At 62.1% G+C, this 20,859-nt stretch carries 13 protein-coding genes; 8 read left to right on the top strand and 5 right to left on the bottom strand.

Annotated features, from left to right (window positions below; genetic code table 11):
* Positions 1 to 22: 22 nt before the first annotated feature.
* The 4 genes from lon to grpE form a co-directional block, all read right to left on the bottom strand.
* Complete coding sequence (gene lon, locus VNN77_10740) at positions 23 to 2,515, bottom strand: endopeptidase La (protein ID HXG51871.1); 2,493 nt, start codon at positions 2,513 to 2,515, stop codon at positions 23 to 25.
* Positions 2,516 to 2,642: 127 nt separating this feature from the next.
* Positions 2,643 to 3,755: a molecular chaperone DnaJ gene (gene dnaJ, locus VNN77_10735; GenBank protein ID HXG51870.1), complete on the bottom strand. Its 1,113-nt coding sequence runs from the start codon at positions 3,753 to 3,755 to the stop codon at positions 2,643 to 2,645.
* 120 nt (positions 3,756 to 3,875) lie between these two features.
* Positions 3,876 to 5,798, bottom strand: a complete 1,923-nt coding sequence (gene dnaK / locus VNN77_10730) for a molecular chaperone DnaK (GenBank protein HXG51869.1) — start codon at positions 5,796 to 5,798, stop codon at positions 3,876 to 3,878.
* Between the two features lie 45 nt (positions 5,799 to 5,843).
* Positions 5,844 to 6,485 carry a nucleotide exchange factor GrpE gene (gene grpE, locus VNN77_10725; GenBank protein ID HXG51868.1) on the bottom strand — a complete coding sequence of 214 codons (642 nt, stop codon included), beginning with the start codon at positions 6,483 to 6,485 and terminating at the stop codon, positions 5,844 to 5,846.
* 148 nt (positions 6,486 to 6,633) lie between these two features.
* On the opposite strand from grpE, the gene recO reads away from it, so the two are divergent.
* From recO to VNN77_10695, 6 genes are all read left to right on the top strand, one after another.
* Positions 6,634 to 7,398 (top strand): DNA repair protein RecO, encoded by a 765-nt coding sequence (recO, locus tag VNN77_10720; GenBank protein ID HXG51867.1) that lies wholly within the window; start codon positions 6,634 to 6,636, stop codon positions 7,396 to 7,398.
* Between the two features lie 52 nt (positions 7,399 to 7,450).
* On the top strand, positions 7,451 to 10,171 hold the full coding sequence (gene ppdK, locus VNN77_10715; GenBank protein HXG51866.1) for a pyruvate, phosphate dikinase: 2,721 nt from the start codon (positions 7,451 to 7,453) through the stop codon (positions 10,169 to 10,171).
* 398 nt (positions 10,172 to 10,569) lie between these two features.
* Positions 10,570 to 12,297 (top strand): type IV-A pilus assembly ATPase PilB, encoded by a 1,728-nt coding sequence (pilB, locus tag VNN77_10710; protein ID HXG51865.1) that lies wholly within the window; start codon positions 10,570 to 10,572, stop codon positions 12,295 to 12,297.
* A gap of 72 nt (positions 12,298 to 12,369) precedes the next feature.
* Positions 12,370 to 13,587, top strand: coding sequence for a type II secretion system F family protein (locus VNN77_10705; protein HXG51864.1), 1,218 nt, complete (start codon positions 12,370 to 12,372; stop codon positions 13,585 to 13,587).
* Between the two features lie 52 nt (positions 13,588 to 13,639).
* Complete coding sequence (locus VNN77_10700) at positions 13,640 to 15,667, top strand: sigma 54-interacting transcriptional regulator (protein ID HXG51863.1); 2,028 nt, start codon at positions 13,640 to 13,642, stop codon at positions 15,665 to 15,667.
* 363 nt (positions 15,668 to 16,030) lie between these two features.
* Positions 16,031 to 16,414, top strand: a complete 384-nt coding sequence (locus VNN77_10695; GenBank protein ID HXG51862.1) for a prepilin-type N-terminal cleavage/methylation domain-containing protein — start codon at positions 16,031 to 16,033, stop codon at positions 16,412 to 16,414.
* 274 nt (positions 16,415 to 16,688) lie between these two features.
* Here VNN77_10695 and VNN77_10690 read toward each other — a convergent pair whose 3' ends face one another.
* Complete coding sequence (locus VNN77_10690) at positions 16,689 to 17,234, bottom strand: hypothetical protein (GenBank protein ID HXG51861.1); 546 nt, start codon at positions 17,232 to 17,234, stop codon at positions 16,689 to 16,691.
* Positions 17,235 to 17,300: 66 nt separating this feature from the next.
* Here VNN77_10690 and VNN77_10685 point away from each other — a divergent pair, with 66 nt between their 5' ends.
* Positions 17,301 to 18,908: a YfhO family protein gene (locus VNN77_10685; protein ID HXG51860.1), complete on the top strand. Its 1,608-nt coding sequence runs from the start codon at positions 17,301 to 17,303 to the stop codon at positions 18,906 to 18,908.
* 115 nt (positions 18,909 to 19,023) lie between these two features.
* Positions 19,024 to 20,766, top strand: coding sequence for a hypothetical protein (locus tag VNN77_10680; protein HXG51859.1), 1,743 nt, complete (start codon positions 19,024 to 19,026; stop codon positions 20,764 to 20,766).
* Positions 20,767 to 20,859: the final 93 nt, after the last annotated feature.

The raw sequence follows: 20,859 nt of genomic DNA, 5'->3' as shown, positions 1-20,859 counted from the left end.
CGCAGGCTCCCTCACCTTTGCGTTACGGCAAGACCGGAATTTCCCCCGGGAGTCTCCTGATCGACCCCGACCGCGGCTTGACGGGCCGGTGTTTGGCAGCGCGGAGCGCGGCCCGCCGGGCCGCGGCGCTTTTCTCGGTCGAACGCGCGTGTTTCTCGAGCAAGGCGATCTTCAGCACCTCGGACATGTTCTTTACCGGGACCCAGCGGAGCTTGCGCTTGAGCGCCTTGGGGATTTCCTCCAGGTCTTTTTCGTTGCGGTCGGGAATGATGATGGTCCGGATGCCCGCGCGGAAAGCGGCCAGTGACTTCTCCTTCAAGCCCCCCACTGGCAGGACCCGCCCGCGCAGGGTGATCTCCCCAGTCATCGCCACGTCGCGGCTCACGGGCCGTTTGGTGAGAGCCGAGATGAGGGCCGTGGCCATGGTGATGCCGGCGGAGGGACCGTCCTTCGGGATCGCCCCGGCGGGGACGTGAATATGGATGTCGAGCTTCTGGTAGAAATCGTCCTCGATACCCAGGCTTCGGGCGTGTGCGCGCGCGTAGCTGACCGCGGCATGAGCGGACTCCTTCATGACGTCGCCGAGCTGGCCGGTGAGCGTCAGGTTGCCCCGTCCCTTGGAGAGCGACGCTTCGACATAAAGCACTTCGCCCCCCGTCATCGTCCATGCGAGGCCGGTCGCGACCCCGACCTCGTGGTGCTCCTGTTCGGCCTCGGGCAGGAACTTCGGGGCGCCAAGGAACAGGTGTACGTTGGCGCGCGTAACCCGGGTGAGTTCCTTCTTCCCCTCGGCGACCTTGCGCGCGACCTTGCGGCAAATCGAGGCGATTTCCCGCTCGAGGTTTCTCAGGCCGGCTTCTTTAGTGTACTCGGAGATCACGCGCAGCAGGGCGTCGTCGGAGATCTCCAGATGCTTGGTGGAGATGCCGTTGTCCTCCAGTTGCCGCGGAATCAGGTACTTGCGGGCGATCTCCAGCTTTTCCTCGTTCGTGTAGCCCGAGAGCTGAATGACCTCCATCCGGTCGGCGAGCGCGGGCGGAATCGGGTCGAGGACGTTCGCCGTGCAGATGAACAGCACGTTGGAAAGATCGAACGGAAGATTGAGGTAGTGGTCGCTGAAGGCATGGTTTTGCTCGGGATCGAGCACCTCGAGCAACGCGGCTGAGGGATCGCCGCGGAAGTCGGCACCCACCTTGTCGATCTCGTCGAGCATGAAAACCGGGTTGTTAGTCCCTGCCTGCTTGATGCCCTGGATGATGCGTCCCGGCAGCGCGCCCACGTACGTCCGCCGGTGGCCGCGAATCTCGGCTTCGTCGCGTACGCCGCCGAGCGAGATCCGCACGAAATTCCGCCCGAGCGCCCGGGCGATGGATCGCCCCAACGAGGTCTTGCCGACGCCGGGAGGACCGACGAAGCAGAGGATCGGCCCTTTGATTTTCCGCCGCAGCTTGTTGACCGCCAGGTACTCCAGGATCCGTTCCTTGATCTTCTCGAGGTCGTAATGGTCCTCGTCGAGGACCTGCTTGGCCTTGCGTATGTTGAGGTTGTCCCTGGTCCGCTTGCTCCACGGCAGGTCGACGAGCCAGTCGAGGTAAGTGCGGACCAGCGATGCCTCGGAGGATTCGGGATGCATCTGCTCGAGCCGTTTGAGCTGCTTTTCCGCCTCGCGCCGGACGTCCGTGGGCATTTTGGCCTTTTCGATCAGGCGGCGCAGCTCGCCGATCTCTTCCGCACGCTCATCCCCTTCCCCGAGCTCCTGCTGGATCTGCTTCAGCTGCTCGCGCAGGAAATAGTCGCGTTGCGTCTTGCTCATCTCCTCCTTGGCCTGGTTCTGGATGCGGGCCTGCATCGTCGAGAGCTCGAGCTCGCGGCTGAGCAGCTCGTTGACCTTCTTCAACCGCTCGATTGGGTCGAAGATTTCGAGAACCGCCTGGCTCTCCTCGATCTTCAGCCGGAGGTTGGAAGCCACGAGGTCGGCGAGCACCCCGGGATCGCTGATGTTGTCGGTGACCATGACGATCTCGGGCGGGAGGTTCTTGAGGTTCAGGATCTGCTCGATCTTCTCCTTGACGTTGCGCATCAGCGCTTCGACTTCGATGGGAACTTCCGGCAGCGCTGTTTCCAGCACCTTGTGGATCTTGACCTCGAAGTAGGGGCGTTCACGGACGTAAGACTCGATGCTCCCTTTGGCGAGCCCCTGGACCAGAATCTTGACCCGGCCGTCGGCGAGCTTGAGCATGCGCATGATGGAGGCAACGGTCCCCACCCGGTGGATGTCCGCCGCCCCGGGGTTCTCCTCGGCCGAGTTCTTCTGGGCGACGAGGAAAATCAGCCGGTCGCGGGACAGGGCCTCCTCGACGGCGCGAATCGAGACGTCTCGCCCGACGAACAGCGGTAGCATCATATAAGGATAGATGACGATGTCCCGAATCGGCAGGAGCGGAAGGACGTCGGGGATTTCGACCTGTGTCGTTTTGGACTCTGGTCCCTCAGTTTTCCATTCAGCTTCGCTCATCGAGGATCCTTGAGCACTACTTAATCACACCCGTCGCCCAGGTCAACCGAAAAAGACGAGGCGGCCGAACCATTGGAAGCGGGATCCCGCGGCCTGGACGTGGGGCGGGTGGTGTCGTGGCGCGCTTCTACCCGAAAAGCTGCTTTACCTTGTCGATAAAGCCCTTGGACATCGGGTTGCTTTCCTCCCCGCCGGCAGCGGCGAACTCTCTGAGCAGCTCCTTTTGTCGCGGCGTGAGCCGGGTCGGGGTTTCGACGATGACGCGTACGAGCTGGTCTCCTTGCTGATACCCCTGGACGTCCCGTACGCCTTTGCCCTTCAGGCGAAAGACCTTGCCGCTTTGTGTTCCGGGAGGAATTTTCATCTTGACCTTGCCGTCCAGCGTCGGCACGTCGATCTCGGCCCCGAGCGCCGCCTGCACGAAGCTGATCGGGACCTCGCAGATGATGTCGAGCTGGTCGCGGACGAAGATCGGGTGGGGCTCCACCTGGATGACCACGTAGAGGTCGCCGGGCACTCCGCCTCCGGGAGCCGCCTCACCCTCGCCCCGTAGCTTGAGCCGCGACCCGGTGTCCACGCCGGGCGGAATCTTGACGCTCAGCGTGTGCATGCGGCGCACCCGCCCGGCACCACGACACTCGGGGCAGGGATCGGTGAGAACCGTGCCCTGGCCGTGGCACTGGCTGCAGGTGCGCGAGACGCTGAAGAAGCCCTGTTGAAAGCTCACCTGGCCGCGCCCGCGGCACATTGGGCAGGTTTGCGGCGCGGTTCCCGGACGGGCTCCGCTGCCGCGGCAGGTCTCGCAGGTGCCGTGCCGGGGAATCCTGATCTTCTTTTCCGTGCCGGTGACCGCCTCTTCGAAGCTGAGCGTCAGGTTGTAGCGCAGGTCGTCGCCTTTAACCCGGCCCCGCCGCCGGCCGCCGCCGGTTCCGAAGAACTCCCCGAAAATATCACCGAAGATGTCCTCGAAGCCGGCCGTGAAATCGAAGCCTCCGGCGAAGGGTCCGCCTTCGCCGAAAGCGGCGTGGCCGAACTGGTCGTATTGAGCGCGTTTTTGCGGGTCGGAGAGGACCTGGTAGGCTTCCGAAATCTCTTTGAACTTCTCCTCGGCCTGCTTGTCGCCCGGATTTCGGTCCGGGTGGTATTGCAGAGCCAGCTTCCGGTAAGCTTTCTTGATCTCCTCTTCGCTCGCGTTGCGCCTGAGGCCCAGCAGCTCGTAGTAGTCTTTTTTGCCGTTCAAACTCTGACCTCTGCCGCCTTACGTCATTATTACAAGCAAGAAAGCCCCCCTCCTGGAGTCGGGGCAGGAGGCGGGGCTTTTGCTCCGTGGACGGGGACAAAACGCCTCGTCACGGTCCGGTCAATCCTTGACCTCCTCGAAGTCGGCGTCGACGACGTCGTCTTTCTTTTTCTTGCCGCTCTGCGCCTCGCCGTCGCCTCCGGCAGAAGCGCCCGCGTGTGCCCCTTGCTGCTGTTGCGAAGCCTTCGCGTACATCGCCTCCGCGAGCTTGTGCGAGGCCTGGCTCAGCTCTTCGGCCGCTGCCCGCATGGCGGCGGCGTCCTGGCCTTCAAGGGCCTTCTTCGCTTTGCTCAACGCGTCCTCGATCCTGCTCTTGATCGAAGCGTCGAGATCCGCGCCGTGCTCCTTGAGCGATTTTTCGGTCGAGTAAATCAGAGAATCGAGGTGATTGCGAGCCTCGGCCGTTTCCCTGCGCTTGCGGTCCTCGGCCGCGTGCGCCTCGGCGTCCTTCACCATGCGCTTGATTTCCTCTTCGGTCAAGCCACTGGAAGCGGTGATTTTGATCGACTGCTCCTTGCCGGTGCCGAGGTCCTTGGCGGAGACATGCACGATACCGTTCGCGTCGATGTCGAACGTGACCTCGATCTGCGGCACGCCGCGTGGCGCCATCGGAATACCGACCAGGTCGAACTGGCCGAGCAGCTTGTTGTCGGCCGCCATCTCGCGCTCCCCCTGGAAGACACGGATCGAGACCGCCGTCTGGTTATCCTGGGCCGTGGAGAAGATCTGGCTCTTTCTGGTCGGAATGGTGGTGTTACGCTCGATCAGCTTGGTGAAAACCCCGCCCAGGGTCTCGATGCCGAGCGAGAGCGGCGTGACGTCGAGCAACAGGACGTCTTTGACCTCGCCCTTGAGCACCGCGGCCTGGATGGCAGCGCCGATCGCCACGACCTCATCGGGGTTGACGCTCTTGTTCGGGTCTTTGCCGAAAATCTTCTTGACCCGTTCCTGCACGGCCGGCATGCGCGTCATCCCGCCGACCAGGATCACCTCGTCGATCTCGCTCGGGCTCAGCCCCGCGTCCTTGAGGGCCTGGCGGCACGGCGGCTCCAGGCGATCGAGCAGGTCCGCGCACAACGCTTCGAGCTTCGAGCGCGTGAGCTTCATGTTGAGGTGCTTCGGCCCCTGCTGGTCGGCCGTGATGAACGGCAGGTTGATATCGGTTTCCATCGAGGACGACAGCTCGCATTTGGCCTTCTCGGCCGCTTCCTTGAGCCGCTGGAGCGCCATACGGTCCTTGCGCAGGTCGATACCCTGGTCCTTCTTGAATTCGTCGGCGAGATAATCGATGATGCGCTGGTCGAAGTCCTCCCCGCCGAGGAAGGTGTCGCCGTTGGTCGCCTTAACCTCGAACACTCCGTCACCCAGCTCCAGGATGGAGATGTCGAAGGTCCCCCCGCCGAGGTCGAAGACCGCGATCTTTTCGTCTTTCTTCTTGTCCAGCCCGTAGGCCAGCGACGCGGCAGTGGGCTCGTTGATGATTCGCAGCACGTTCAGGCCGGCGATGCGACCGGCGTCCTTCGTCGCTTGGCGCTGGCTGTCGTTGAAGTACGCCGGAACGGTGATTACCGCCTCGGTCACCTTCTCGCCGAGATAGTCCTCGGCGGTCTGCTTCATCTTTTGCAGAACGATGGCCGAGATCTCCGCCGGGCTGTACTGCTTGCCGCGAATCTCCACCCAGGCATCGCCGTTGTCGCTGCGCACGATCTTGTAGGGCAGCACGCTCATCGCCTTCTTGACCATGGGGTCGTCGAAGCGCCGGCCGATCAAGCGCTTTACCGCGAAGATCGTGTTGGCGGGATTCGTGATCGCCTGGCGCCGCGCGATCTGTCCGACCAGCCGCTCGCCGCTGTCCGTAAAGGCGACCACCGAAGGGGTCGTCCGGCTTCCCTCGGAGTTGACAAGCACCTTCGGCTCGCCGCCCTCCATGATCGCCACGCAGGAATTCGTTGTCCCCAGGTCGATTCCAATGACTTTGGCCATTTCGTTACCTCTTTACTCCTTTGAGGGCCTTGACTCGCAGCTTATTTAATCATCGGTGGGCGTCTTTTCAACCTCGGAATCGCCGTCTTTTTGAGCCTTTCTCTCGGGTGCCTTGGCGACGGTCACGAGCGCGGGCCGCAGCAGTCGCCCGCGAAACAAATAGCCCTTGTGATGCTCTTCGGTCACGGTGTTGGGCGCGACGGTTTCGCTCTCGACCTGTGCCATGGCCTCGTGCTTCTCCGGGTCGAAGGGCTCTCCGACGGCCGCGATCGGCACCGCTTCGTGCTTCGCCAGCACGTCCATGAGCGCCCGAAGAATCATCTCAACCCCCTCCACGATCGGTTTCCCGTTCCCGCCGCCCTTGGCATGGGCGACCGCACGCTCCAGGTTGTCTACGATCGGGAGCAAATCGCGGATGAGATCTTCGTTGGCGAAGCGGACCGCTTCCTCCTTGTCCCGCGCGGCCCGCTTCTTGAAATTCTCGAGCTCGGCGACAGCCCGGAGGAACCGGTCATAGTTTTCCCGGGCCTGGTTTTCGGCTGCCGCCAGTTGTTGACGCAGGTTCTCCGTTTCGACTTCGGGCGATGGCGGAGAAGCATTTTGGGGCTCGGCCGCGCTCTCGCCGCTGCTTCGTTCTTGGTTATCGATCTCGGCCGTTTCGTTTGGCTTTTTTGGATCTTCGGTCATCGTACGGGCTCCGCAATGATTGTCTCGGCAATGTAATCACCGCTTTCCCGGTTGTCAAGCTTAAGTGAAGAAAAAACCGTTTATTTTCTCGCTACTTGTGTCCCACCCCCAAACGTGGTAAGTGTTTTCCTTAGCTCGAACCTGCCCTATGCGTCTCAGCTATGTCACCTCGGCCATCGTTCTGCGTACTTGGCCGTTCGGTGAATCGGATAAAATTGTCTCGTTTCTGACCGAAGATCACGGCAAGCTCAGGGGGATCGCAAAAGGCGCAAAGCGCTCAGTCAAGCGTTTCGGGAACTGCCTCGAGCCCTTTTCCCTGGTTCGGCTCCGATTCCAGGAGCGCTCTGCCGGCGGTCTGGTCTTCATCCTGGGCTGCGAGCTTATGCGAAGCTTCCACAAACTGGCGAGCGGCCTCGACCGGATCGCCTTCGCCTCGTACTGTGTCGAGGTTACGGAGGGGATGGTCGGCGAGGGGGAGGAGAACCGACCCCTGTTCGAGCATTTGCGGTCCGCTTTAAGCCATCTCGAAGGCGAAGGAGCCTCGTTTTCGTTTCTCGCGTCCTTCGAGCTAAAGCTGCTGCGGCTGGCGGGCTACCGGCCCGTCCTGGATCGGTGCCGGGCTTGCTCGGCGGCGTGGCTTCGAGGCGGTCACGGGGCGTGGTGCTTCAGCTTCCGCGACGGCGGGCTTTTGTGCCAGGGCTGTTCGCGAAGCAGAAAAGAGGTGGTACCCTTAGCGGGAGCGGCGCTGGACGCGATCGCCGATCTGGAGCGGGACGTTGCTTTCGGATGGGGGAAAAATCTTTCGCCCGGGATTGTCCGGGAGATCGAGAACGTGATCGGGAAATTCATCCGTTTCCAGCTCGATCGGGAGATCAAGTCCGCACCCTTTCTCCACAAGCTCTCTGCGGTGTAGAAGCGGCCAGGTCCATGGTCACCGTGGAACGGCCCAAGCAACGGAGATAGCCATGTCCAAGCGAGCCAAATACGTGTACTTCTTCGGGAACGGTCGGGCCGAGGGAAAAGAGGCGATGCGGGCCCTGCTCGGCGGGAAGGGGGCGGGCCTGCACGAAATGACGCGCATCGGGGTTCCGGTCCCTCCGGGGTTCACGATCACCACCGAGGTGTGCGCGTATTACTACGCGCACGGGAAGCGGTACCCGAAAGGTCTCGAATCGGCGACCATGGCGGCCCTCCGCAGGGTCGAGGAGATCATGGGCCGCCGTTTCGGCGACAGCGCGAACCCGTTGCTCGTTTCCGTTCGCTCCGGCGCGCGGGAATCGATGCCGGGCATGATGGACACGGTGCTCAATCTGGGGCTCAACGACCGCACCGTCGAGGGTCTGATCGCGCGCACGCGCAACCCGCGCTTCGCCTACGACTCCTACCGGCGCTTCGTGCAGATGTACGCGGACGTGGTTTTGGGCCTGCGCCCGCGGGACAAGCTGGAACGGGATCCCTTCGAGGAAACTCTGGCGCAGCAAAAACGAGCGCGAGGGGTGCAGCTGGATACGGAGCTCAGCGCCGAAGATCTCCGGGAGGTCGTCGCCCGGTACAAGGAGACGGTCAAAGAGCGCACGGGGCATCCGTTTCCCGAGGATCCGTACGAGCAACTGTGGGGCGCAATCGGTGCGGTCTTCGGGTCGTGGAACAACGACCGCGCCGTCGCTTACCGCGAGTTGTACCACATCCCGCACACCTGGGGCACCGCCGTCAACGTCCAGGCCATGGTTTTCGGCAATTTGGGCGACTCCTGCGCTACGGGAGTCGCTTTCACCCGCAACCCCTCCACCGGAGACCGAGGAATCTACGGAGAATTTCTGGTCAACGCCCAGGGAGAGGACGTCGTCGCTGGGATTCGCACCCCGCGGCCGATCGCGGATCTGAAGATCGTGATGCCGAAGGCGTACGCCGAGCTCGAGAGGGTCTGCAAAATTCTCGAGCGGCACTACAAGGAGATGCAGGACGTCGAGTTCACCATCGAGAACAACAAGCTCTGGATGCTGCAGACGCGGGCGGGGAAGCGCACGGGCTTTGCGGCCGTGCGGATCGCGGTGGACATGGTCGAGGAGGGCATCATCGACCGGAACGAGGCGCTGCTGCGCATCGAGCCCGACCACCTCAATCAGCTGTTGCGGCCGGTTTTCGATAATCGGGATAAGGAGCGCGCCGCGGCGGAAAAGCGCGTGCTCGCCAAGGGTTTGCCCGCAGGGCCGGGAGCCGCGACCGGCCGGATCGTCTTCCATGCCGAAGATGCGGTGGAATGGAAACGCAGAGGCGAGCGAGTCATTCTCTGCCGGATCGAGACGAGCCCCGACGACATTCGCGGCATGGACGCGGCGCAAGGGATCCTGACGGCACGCGGCGGTATGACTTCTCACGCAGCTCTGGTGGCGCGCCAGATGGGGAAGGTGTGCGTCGCCGGATGCGAGGCGCTGCAGATCGACTATGCGGGGCGGACGATGTCCGTGGACGGCGCCGTTCTCAAGGAGGGCGACTGGATCTCGATCGACGGCAGCACGGGGGAGGTGATCCGGGGAGAGGTTCGCACGCTGCCCTCGGAGGTGTTGCAGGTTCTCACCGGGGGATCGAAGGAAGCCAGGAAATCGCGGGTCTACCAGCAGTACGCCCGGCTGATGCGCTGGGCGGACGCGGTCCGAAAGCTGGGAGTCAGGACCAATACCGACCAGCCCGATCAGGCCCGGATCGCCAAGGCGTTCGGGGCAGAGGGGATCGGACTGTGCCGCACGGAGCATATGTTTTTCCAGGGCGATCGGATTCAGGCCGTGCGCGAAATGATCCTCGCCGAGGATGAAAGCGGCCGCCGCAGGGCGCTCGCCAAGTTGCTGCCGATGCAGCGGGAGGACTTCAAGGCGATTCTGGAAATCATGGGCAGGCTGCCGGTCACGATTCGCACCCTGGACCCGCCGCTGCACGAGTTCCTCCCCAACAAGCCCGAGGAGATCGTAGACTTGGCGCGCGTGATGGGCGTTGCGGTGGAGACCCTCAGCCACAAGGTCAAGGTGCTCCAGGAATTCAACCCGATGCTCGGCCACCGCGGCTGCCGGCTCGGGATCTCGTACCCGGAAATCACCGAAATGCAGGCGCGCGCGATCTTCGAGGCGGCTTGCGAGCTCCGCAAGCAGGGGAGAAACCCCTTTCCCGAGGTGATGATTCCGCTGGTCGCTTCGCGCCAGGAGCTGGCGGCGCAGAAGAGCATCGTCGAGCGGGTTGCCGCCGAGACGATGAAGGCCTACGGCGTCAAGGTTCGCTACCTGATCGGTACGATGATCGAGCTGCCGCGCGCCTGTCTGCTCGCCGATGAAATCGCCCGCGAGGCCGAGTTCTTCTCCTTCGGGACCAACGATCTGACGCAGACCTGCCTGGGGCTATCGCGCGACGATGCCGGGAAGTTCCTGCCGACCTACGTGCTCGATGGTATTCTGCCCGAGGACCCTTTCGTGAGCATCGATCAGGAGGGGGTCGGCGAGCTGATGCGCATCGCGGTCGAGAAGGGACGAAAGGCCCGCAAGTCCCTGGAGATCGGCATCTGTGGCGAGCACGGCGGCGATCCCAAATCGGTCGTCTTCTGTCACGAGATCGGCCTCGACTACGTGAGCTGCTCCCCGTACCGCGTGCCGATCGCGAAGCTCGCCGCGGCGCAGGCGGCCCTGCGCAAGCGCTCCTAGCCCCTTACGGCGGCAGCCCGAAGGCGACGACGTCGGAGGCCGGGCTTGTTTTCCTCCAGCGCCCTGCCCGGAAGCCTCGTTTCCAGAGCGCGCGGCCAATTACGGGTGAGCTCGTAACGATGTGTGCATCGTATCCTGGTGCCTCCCGGCCGAGACCTTCCGGCGCGGTCAATGGGCCGGTGCCGCGTGGGCCCCGACCGCGTCCTCCCCGAGAGCGGGTTATCCGACCGCCCGGGCCGAAGCGGGAGCTTTTATGCCGCGGCGCCCGCACTTTCAGGTCTCGGCCCACTTTTGACGGGTGTCTACCTACCAACAAAGTTCCTAGTAAAACGTCCTTGTGAAAGTTTTGTTGACAGTTTTCCTGTCTTTTCGGATAATTTAGAATTCCCGGCAGAGCTATGGAAGCACGCGTCGCAGAGCTGTTGGTGCGCGGGGGGGTCGTCTCCCGCGAGCAGCTCCAAAAAGCCCAGGAAAAGGAACGGGAAAACGGCTCCAGCGTGATGCGCGAGCTGGTGCGGCTGGGCTTCGTCACCGAGGAGGCGCTCACCGATTTCCTCGCCAGGCAGTTCGGTATCGAAAAGGTCGATCCGGTTCCCTCGGAGATCGACGATTCCGTCTTCAACCTCGTCCCTCCACAGCTTGTCCAGAAGCACCAGCTGATTCCGCTCAAGCTCATCGGCTCCACCCTCACCATCGCCATGTCCGACCCGACGGACCTGGTCGCCATCAACGAGGTCAAGTTCATAACCGGCTACGGCGTGCGCGTCGCGCTGGCGTCGCCTTCGGCGATCAAGAAAGCGCTCGACCACAAGTTCGGCGGGGTGAGCTACGACGAGGTGCTGAAAAAATTCGGCGACAGCGACATGGAGGTCATCCACGAACAGGACGACGTGAACCTCCAGGAGCTGCAACAGGCCACCATGGAAGCGCCCGTGGTGACCCTGGTCAACGCGATCCTGGCGGATGCGGCCAAGCGACGCGCCAGCGACATTCACATCGAACCGTACGAGAAGGTGTTCCGGGTCCGTTTTCGGGTGGACGGCGTGCTGCAGGAGATCATGAGCCCGCCGCTGCGGCTCAAGAACCCGCTGGTTTCCCGCCTCAAGGTGATGGCCGGGCTGGACATCGCAGAGCGGCGCCTGACGCAGGACGGCCGGATCAAGCTGAAGATGGGCAACAGCGGCGAGCTGGACATCCGCGTCTCGGTGCTGCCCACGCTGTTCGGCGAAAAGGTCGTCATGCGGCTGCTCGACAAGTCGAATCTTCAGCTCGACATGACCAAGCTCGGCTTCGATCCGCCGACGCTGGAAGCGTTCAAGGAGGCGATTCACAAGCCCTACGGGATGATCCTCATCACCGGCCCGACGGGAAGCGGCAAGTCGACGACGCTCTATTCCGCGCTTTCCGAGCTGAACAAGCCCGAGGTCAACATCTCGACCGCCGAGGATCCGGTCGAGTACAACCTCGTGGGGATCAATCAGGTCCAGGTGCGCGAGCAGATCGGGCTCACGTTCGCGGCCTGCTTGCGCTCCTTCCTCCGCCAGGATCCCGACATCATCATGGTCGGCGAAATCCGCGATCTCGAAACCGCACAGATCGCCGTCAAGGCTGCTCTGACCGGCCATCTGGTCCTGAGCACGCTGCACACCAACGACGCCCCGTCTACCCTCGACCGGCTCGTGAACATGGGGGTGGAGCCGTTCCTGCTGACCTCGTCGGTGAACCTGGTGGCCGCCCAGCGCCTCGTGCGCCGGATTTGCGAGAATTGCAAGGAGCGCGTGGAGGTGAGCCCGGAGGTCCTGGTGGGCCTCGGCGTGGACCCTGCGGAGGCTCACGGCGATTTCGAGGCGCATCGCGGGAGGGGCTGCGCCAACTGCAACGGCACCGGGTACCGGGGCCGGCTGGCGATCTACGAGGTGATGGTGATGGAGGAGCCGTTGAAGGAGCTGGTGCTGCGCGGTGCCTCCGCGATCGAGCTCAAGCGCGAGGCGGTCAAGCTGGGCATGAGCACGTTGCGCATGAGCGCGCTCAAGAAGGTCCGCGAGGGCTTGACCACGGTCGAGGAAACGATCCGCGTGACCGACAGCGACAAGGGATTCGGTTCGGTTTTCTCCCTGGGTTTCTGAGACGGAGGCGCGGAGCTTTTGGCGAAATAGCCGTCCGGCGGCGCGGCCGCCGGTGTTTGGGCGACGACTCTTATGCCGATCTACGTGTGGGAAGGGAAAACCGCTCAAGGGAAAACCATGAGGGGGGAGCTTGAAGCGCCGAGCGTGGATGCGGTCTTTCAACTGCTGCGCGACCGGCGCATACGGCCGCTTCCGAACCGCATCCGCGAGAAAGGGACCGGCCTCAGCAGAGAAATTCGGATCCCCGGGCTCGGGGAGAAGGTCAAACCCCGGGATGTCTCGCTGTTCACCCGGCAGTTCGCGACGATGATCGACGCCGGGCTGCCGATCGTTCAGTGTCTCGACATCCTCGCGGAGCAGTCGGAGAACAAGGTGCTGCGCAACACCGTGCGGACGATCCGGCAGGACGTCGAAAGCGGATCGACGCTCGGCGAGGCGCTGAAAAAGCATCCGAAGATCTTCGATGACCTCTACACCAGCATGGTCGAGGCGGGCGAAGCGGGCGGTGTGCTCAACACGATCCTCAACCGCGTGGCGATGTTCATCGAGAAGGCGACCAAGCTCAGGAAAAAGGTCAAGGGGGCGATGATCTACCCGTGCACGATCGTGGTGGTCGCGGCGATCGTCGTGGCGATCCTGCTGATCTTCGTCATTCCGGTTTTTTCCGAGCTCTATGGCAGCATGGGAAAAGCGCTGCCGGTTCCGACCCAGGTCACGATCAACCTCAGCAACTGGTTCGTGAAGTCGTGGTACTACGTGCTCGGTGCCGTCGTCGCCGTGATCGCGGCGGTCCGGATGTACTACCGGACCGAGCACGGCCGGATGACGATCGATCGCCTGTTGCTGCGCCTGCCGATCTTCGGCGATCTGCTGCGCAAGGTCGCCGTCGCCCGGTTCTCGCAGAACATGTCGCTGCTCTTGAGCTCCGGAGTTCCGATCCTGGACGGTCTGGCGATCACTGCCAAGACCGCGGGGAACAAGGTCGTCGAGAAGGCGATCCTCGACAGCCGGGTAAGCATCAGCCAGGGAAAAACCGTGGCCGAGCCGCTGCGCGAGAGCAGGATCTTCCCGCCGATGGTTTGCCAGATGGTGGCGGTAGGCGAGAGCACCGGCGGCCTCGACGCCATGCTCAAGAAGGTCGCGGATCTCTACGAGGAGGAAGTGGACGACGCGGTGAACAACCTCACCGCGTTGATGGAACCGCTGATCATGGTGGTTTTAGGGGTGATTCTGGGAGGTCTGGTGATTTCGATGTACTTGCCCATCTTCCAGTTGGGGTCGCTGGTTTAGACGCCCGCCGGGTCTTGACACGCCGACACCTTCGCCCGTGGGCGGTCGCAAAGTGATTGACGAGCGCAAGGATTTGACCGAAAAGATGCGATGGCTGCTCTTTCTCCGAGTGGTCATCGTCTCTTTTTTTCTCGGCGCCACGGCGCTGTTCCATTTCTTCAACCAGCAAAGCGATCTCCGGTTTCTCTACACGCTCTCGGTTCCGCTGATCCTCGCGTACGCGATTTCCGTGATCTCGGCCCTCGCCCTGCCGCGGATCAAGGATCTGCGCTTCTTCGCCCACCTGCAGGTCGATTTCGACGTCCTGCTCATCACCGGCATCATCTGGATCACGGGGGATTTCGCGAGCCCGTTTCCGTTCCTCTACAACCTGGCGGTCATGAACGGCGCCATCCTGCTCTTTTACCGCGGGGCGTTTTTCACGGCGATCTTCTCGAGCCTCTGTTACGTGGCGCTGCTCAGCTGGGCCTACACGTTGCACCGCGGCGCAGGCGTGCCCGCCTCGTGGGCCGCGGTGATGCCTCACGTCTTCAACGCGGGAAGTTTCTTCGCGATCGCGGGCCTCGGCGGGTTTTTGGCGAAGAAGCTCGCCGAGACGGAAAAGGCGCTCAAGGCGAAGCAGCTCGATTATCAGGAGCTCGACGCGTTGAAGCAGGCGCTGCTCCAGGGAGTCGGCAGCGGAATCGCCATCACGGACGTTGGCGGTCGCGTCAACTATTTCAACGTGCAAGCGCAGAACCTGACCGGACTGGCCGAGGAAACGGTCCGTGGAAAGCGACTCGACGAGATTTTCCCCGGACTCTCGTATCGCTTCGACGGATCGAAGAGCGGGCCACGCGTGGTCGCCGACGAGATCTCGTTCGCGACGGCGCAGGGGGCGCAGAAGCAGCTGCGCCTGACGCTCGCTCCCCTCAGCGACGCCGGGCAGCAGTTGATCGGCTATCTTTCGATCTTCGACGACATCACCAAACAGAAAGAAATGGAGGAGAAGCTCCGGCTCGAAGAGGAGCTGCGCAAGGCGAAGGAGCAGGAGGCCCGGGGACCGGGCGAGTTCCACTTCGAAGGAGTGATCGGCAGGAGCCCCGGAATCGAAAAGATCAACCAGCTGGTGCAAAAGGTCGCTTCGAGCAGCACTAACGTCCTGATCATCGGGGAAAGCGGCACCGGCAAGGAGCTCGTCGCGCGCGCCATCCACCTCAACGGGCCGCGGAAGAACAAGCCGTTCGTCGCCGTCAACTGCGGCGCGATTCCCGAGAATCTGATCGAGAGCGAGCTCTTCGGCCATGTCCGAGGGGCGTTCACCGGGGCGGTTGCCGATCATCCCGGTCTGTTCAAGCAGGCAGATCAGGGAACGATTTTTCTCGACGAGGTGGGCGAGCTGCCGCTTCATCTCCAGGTCAAGCTACTGCGTGTGCTCCAGGACAGGACCTTCACGCCGGTGGGGGGTAACAAGCCGGTCAAGGTCGACGTCCGCGTGATCTCGGCGACCAACAAGGACCTGAGAAGGGAGATGGAGGAGGGGCGTTTTCGCGAGGATCTTTTCTATCGGCTGAACGTCGTGCAGATCACGATGCCTCCGCTTCGAAACCGCAAGGAGGACATCCCGGCGCTCGTGCACTATTTCTTCCGCAAGTTCACCGAGCTGCAGCAGAAGAAGATCGAGGAGATCTCGAGCGGCGCGCTGATGCATCTGGTGAATTATTCCTACCCGGGAAACGTGCGCGAGCTGGAGAACATCATGGAGCATGCGGTCGCGGTCGCGACCTCTGCGGCGCTCACGGAGGACGACCTTCCCGCGCACGTCAAGGGAACCCCGATTGCCGAAGAAGCGGAGCTTTTCGAGAAAACCGCGCCCGGCGGCGCCGATCTTTTCTTCAGCAAGGGGCTTTCTCTCGACGCTGAGCTCGAAACCCACGAAAAATGCATCCTTTTGGGCGCCCTCAAACGGGCCAACGGGGTGCAGAAGCGCGCTGCCGAGATTCTGGGCATCAATTATCGATCCCTCCGCCACCGCCTGGAGAAATACGGCATGCTCAATACCAAGGGGCACGGTCACGGCGAAACCGAAGAGCCGCAGTAACAATTTTTGTCACCTTGTCGGGTTCAATAAAACGGAATTATGTCCATACCTCGCTAGGGCTCCCGCATGCACCGGTGCCGAGAAAGACCCATTTTCCGAGTCGTAACCCACTGGAAGTGAAAGGAATACAAGGAGGCTTCGGTTCCCCCGCGTCGCCGTGGAGCGATGGACGGAGAAGCCATGGCCTCCGTTTTGCTGCAGCCTCCTGGCAACTTCGAACCCATCATAGCCCACGGGTTGAGAAGGAGGTGAGAAGAGCATGAAGTCATCGACGTTGGGTTTGGTGGGGGATCGAAGATCGACGAGTTGCTTGGGGTCGGGCACCAAAGAATCTACCACGCACAGGAAAGGGAGCTCAACTATATGAAGAAAACACCATTACAGAGTCAGTCGGGGTTCACGTTGATCGAACTCCTGGTGGTCGTTGCAATTATCGGAATTCTCGCGGCGATCGCGATTCCGCAGTTCTCGGAGTATCGCAAGCGCGGCTACGAAGCGCAGGTCAAGGCGGACCTGAGGAACGCCGCGACGGCCGAGGAAGCGTATTTCACCCAGAACTTCACGTACCGAAGCGGCACCCTTAGCAGTAGTAACCCATCAGGCTTTAACAAGAGCACTGACGTCAATATCGGCGCCACCGTCGGTACGAATACCTTCTTGCTGTCCGCTTCCCACAACAATTGCGGTACCACTACGTGGACTTTCGAGAGCAACACGGGACAGATTACAGGAGGACCTTGCCCGTAAAGGACCCACTTCGCGCGTAGGTTTTTCTGAGGGGTGGGTCCTGGCGACTCACCCCTTTTTGTTTTCGCGTCCCTCGATTCCTGAATCTCCCAACTCCATGAAGCGCGAGCAACTCGCGGCCGCCTTCGATGGCGACCGCCTTGGTATCATCGCACTGACCTTACTTGTCTCCTGGTTCTGCCAGGATTTGATCTTCCGCGAGTCAGTGCCGTTTTTCCGCGATCTCAGCACTTACTTCTACCCGCTTCGGTTTACGCTATTCGAAAGCTATCGCTCAGGAAACCTTCCCCTCTGGGATAGCCATATGGCGACGGGATTTCCGGTTCTGGCCAGTTTTCAGTCCGGGGTCTTCTATCCACCGCATTTTATCTTTCTTGCGGTCTCGTTCTTCGACGGGATACGGATTCTGTTCGTTTTCCATTTTCTGGTTGCTGCCGTCGGCGCCTATCACCTCGCACGCAGGTGGGGTTATTCCCATGGTCTCGCGGTCGTTGCGGCGTTGCTTTTTGCGTTTGGCGGTACGACCGTTTCTTTGACAAACCTGCTCAATCACTTTCAGGCGGCGGTTTGGCTGCCATGGCTGCTGGTTTTCTGGGAGCGAGCGGTATGCGCAGGTTCCTGGACAGCTTTTCTGTCGTTCGGCCTTCTCTCCACGATCGGTTTTTTGGCTGGATCCCCTGAGATCTACGCTTTGAACACGGCTTTGGTAGCGCTCGATGGCCTGAGGCTCAAACGATCCCTGCCGGCTGTTTCCTGGAGCCGTATGGCAGTGACCCTGGTCACCGCGAATCTTGTGGTCGTGACGCTCTCGATGGTCCAACTTGCGCCGACCGCCGAGCTGTTTCTGGAATCGCGGCGCCGCCGGGCGATTCCAGTCGGAGAAGCGATGACCTGGTCCCTGGAGCCGCTGAGTCTAGTAAACCTTCTGATTTCCGACAAGGAGCCCGACCCGAGTGCGCCGAGCGGGTTGAAGCTTTTTTTTGCGCGGGGAACCCCGTTCTTCGTGAGTTACTACATGGGCGCAGCGGCGATCTGCGGCGTCTGGTTCTGGCTGCTCCTCGATTCGTGGCGCCCTAAGCTGCCTCTTGCGGTCCTGATCGGCGTTACCTTAGTGCTTGCGCTGGGAAGTCATACCCCGCTTTACCCATTCCTCTATACGCATCTCTGGTTCCTCGGGGCGCTGCGCTTTCCGGAGAAGTTTTTCTATATCACGCAACTGCTCCTGCTGTACGCCGCACTGAAAGGCTTTGTTTTGTTTCTCGATCGCGACGAGCCGGGTTCGAGGAGGAAAGGACTCGCGGTGGCGGCGTTGAGCGTTGCGTGTATGGCGACGTACGTCTATTTTCGCTTCCATTCGGAAATCGTCGCACGAGGCGTTTCGGCCAGAGCGGGCGTTGCACCGGGAAGCGGAATACAATCGGAAATCACCGCCGCTGTACTCGCCGGTATAGAGCGACAGACGGTGCTGATCGTCGGCGTATTACTCTTGTTTTGGTTGGCGAGCAAGAACGTGATCCGACGGTTGCTGTTCGGCGCTCTTCTCGCGGCAGTCGCTTTCGTCGATCTCGCGTGGACTCACCGCGGCCTTCTCTTTCCGCTGGATCCCGGCTTTCTCAGCAACGGCTTCCGTATTCTGCCGCGACCCGACCCGAGCTTAAACCGCCTTTTCTATTATCCGGCTCCTCATAACCTCCACCCCAGCCGGTTTGTGGTGCATGGACGCCGTTCCTTCGAGGAGACCACGGCGTTGTTCTCACGCTATCTCTTGCCGAATGAGGGCATCCTTCACGGTTTCGATTATTTTCAGGAGATCGACGCATTGGCACGCTGGCCCTACTCGGAGTTTCTCGCTTTCGCCAATCCGCTGGACGCTTCGACTCAAACAAGACTGCTGCGCAGCTTCAATGTCAGGTACGTTGTCGCCTTCCAGCCCCTCACCGCCGGTGGGCTTGTCCTTTTAGCGCGCTTCCCGGGGGACCACGCCTGGCTCTACGAGATCCAGGAGCCGGTCCCGCGCGCCTACGTGGTCGGCCATAGCGTCGCCGAGTCGCGCGCCAGGCGCGTCCTGGAGCGGCTCGCCTCCCCCGGCTTCGATCCCCGGGCCGAGGTGATCCTGAACGCCGAGGCTCCGCTCGGCGAACGGCGGGCGGCCGCCGCGAGCGCCAGGATCGTGAGCTACGGGAGCCGCTCCGTCACCGTCCAGGCCTCGCTCGACGGCGCGGGAATCCTGGTGCTTGCGGATTCCTACTACCCCGGGTGGAAAGCGTACGTCGACGGAAAGGAAGCCGAAATCTATCGCGCCAACCTCTTCTTTCGCGCCGTCCCGCTGGGCGCGGGCGAGCACGTGGTGGAGTTCAAATACGAGCCCCGATCGTTCAGGCTCGGGCTGATCGTCTCCATGACGACGCTCCTCGTCCTCGCCGCGATTTCCCTTGGCGTGTGGCGGCGAAACAGAAGGCGGGCGCTCGACGCGGCCGCGCACGGCACGGGGTGACGACCGGCAAAAGTCGAGCGTCGACTTAGTGAGGAGTTCGTTCCGCAGGTGAAGCGCAACTGTTCAAGCCGGTCAAGCGGCGCCCGCCGGTTCATAGCAAACCACTGATACTTTGATGGGGAACGGCGACCGCGATATCTTTTCGTTCTCCGGGACGGTGACTGCCGTACTGCTGTTGCTCGCCTTCATGGGTCTTTCCTATTCGGCCGCCCTGCAAAAGTCGCCGACGTTCGACGAACCGCTCCATCTCTACGCGGGCTATTCCCATCTCCGTTGGGGCGATTTCCGGGTGAATCCCGAGCACCCGCCGCTCGCCAAGATCCTCGCGGCGCTGCCGTTGCTCGCCACCGGGGTCGACGCGAGTTCCATTACGGCGCGGGAGCGGGATCGCGTGCAAGTCAAGAAGCGATACGGCTGGAACTTGGCAGATCGATTTTTCCTCGCCAACGCCCGCACACCCGGGTTTATCGCCTACCCGAAGTTGGTCATGATCTGCCTGGCCGCCGGTCTCGGCATTCTGGTATTTCTCTGCGCACGAGACCTCTACGGGGAGCTCGCTGCTCTGGCGGCGCTCTCGCTTTACTGCCTCGATCCCAATATCACGGCCCATTCCTCGATCATTCATACCGACGTGCCGTTCGCGCTCTTCTTCTTCGCGGGGACGTACGCTTTCTGGAGGGCCTCGTGCCGCCTGACCTGGCCGAATTTGCTCGGAACCGCGCTGTGCTTCGCTCTCGCCGCCGTCACCAAGTTCTCGTTTCTGGTGATCCTGCCCGTCTGGGCCTTATTGGGCGTCGTGCTGGCGCTTTCCCCACAACCGCAGTACTCCGAGATCACATCCCCGCGCGTGCTTACGAGCGCGTGGCACAAGATCGCTCTTGTGCTCGCGGCGGTGGCGCTGGCGGTCTTCGCGGCGTACGGCGCGATCTGGGCGGTTCACGGCCTCCGTTTCGATGCGGTCGGCGGTCAGACGGGCCGGCTCCGGATCGGGCTCCTGGCGACGGAAGAAAGCTGGCTCGGCACGGTGGCGCTGCTCAACGCCAGATACCTTCTAATACCCGAAGCCTGGCTCTACGGCCTGCTCGACGCGACAAGGCGATTCGACCGGCCGTCGTATCTTTTGGGAGCGGTTTCGGAACACGGGTCGTGGCTCTACTTTCCCGTGGCGTTCCTCGTGAAGACCCCGGTGCCGGTCTTGGCCGCGATCGCGATTTCGGTCGTCCTTTCGCCGTTTCGCCGCCTCCGGCCGTCGCGGGACGATCTTTTTTTGTTGATTCCGGCGCTTGTCTTTTTCAGCGCGGCGGCCGGCTCGAAGCTGAATATCGGACTGCGCCACATCCTGCCGGTTTATCCGTTTCTTTTTGTTTTTCTCGGGGGACGCGTTGCGGTGCTCTGGAGTTGCGGGTCCCGATGGGCACGGTGGGCGCTCCTTTTCCTGGCGGCTTGGCTATTGGCCGGTTGGGTCAAAACTTACCCGGACTACCTGGCGTTCTTCAACGAGCTGGCGGGCGGCCCGCGGAACGGATCGAGGTATCTCGTCGACTCGAACCTGGACTGGGGGCAGGACCTGCCGGGCCTCAAGCGCTGGATGGACGAGCACAAAGCCCGAAAAATCGAGCTCGCTTATTTCGGCACGGTCAATCCGGCCGCCTACGGGATCGATGCGACGCCGCTGCCCGGGAGCCTGGTTTTCTCGCCGTGGTCCGGTAACGCCGCCTCCGAACCGGCCGATTACGTGGCGATCAGCGCCACTTTCCTGGCGGGCCTTTATCTGCCGAAGGACTTTTACGCCGGTTACAGGGCCGAGGCGCCGGTCGCTTCCATCGGCCATTCGATCCTGATCTTCCGGAAGAAATGAAGCCCGGCGGACAACGCCTCCCCGGAGGCGCCCGGGCCCGCAGCTTCGTTGCCCGGAATTCTTGTTGTTGGATTTGCCCCAGGGCACTACAAT

Source organism: Candidatus Zixiibacteriota bacterium, from assembly GCA_035574315.1.
In the GTDB taxonomy this organism is placed as follows: domain Bacteria; phylum Desulfobacterota; class Binatia; order UBA9968; family UBA9968; genus DATLYW01.
The sequence above is the reverse complement of the archived record's forward strand: the minus strand, read 5'-3'. Positions and strand labels throughout refer to the sequence as shown.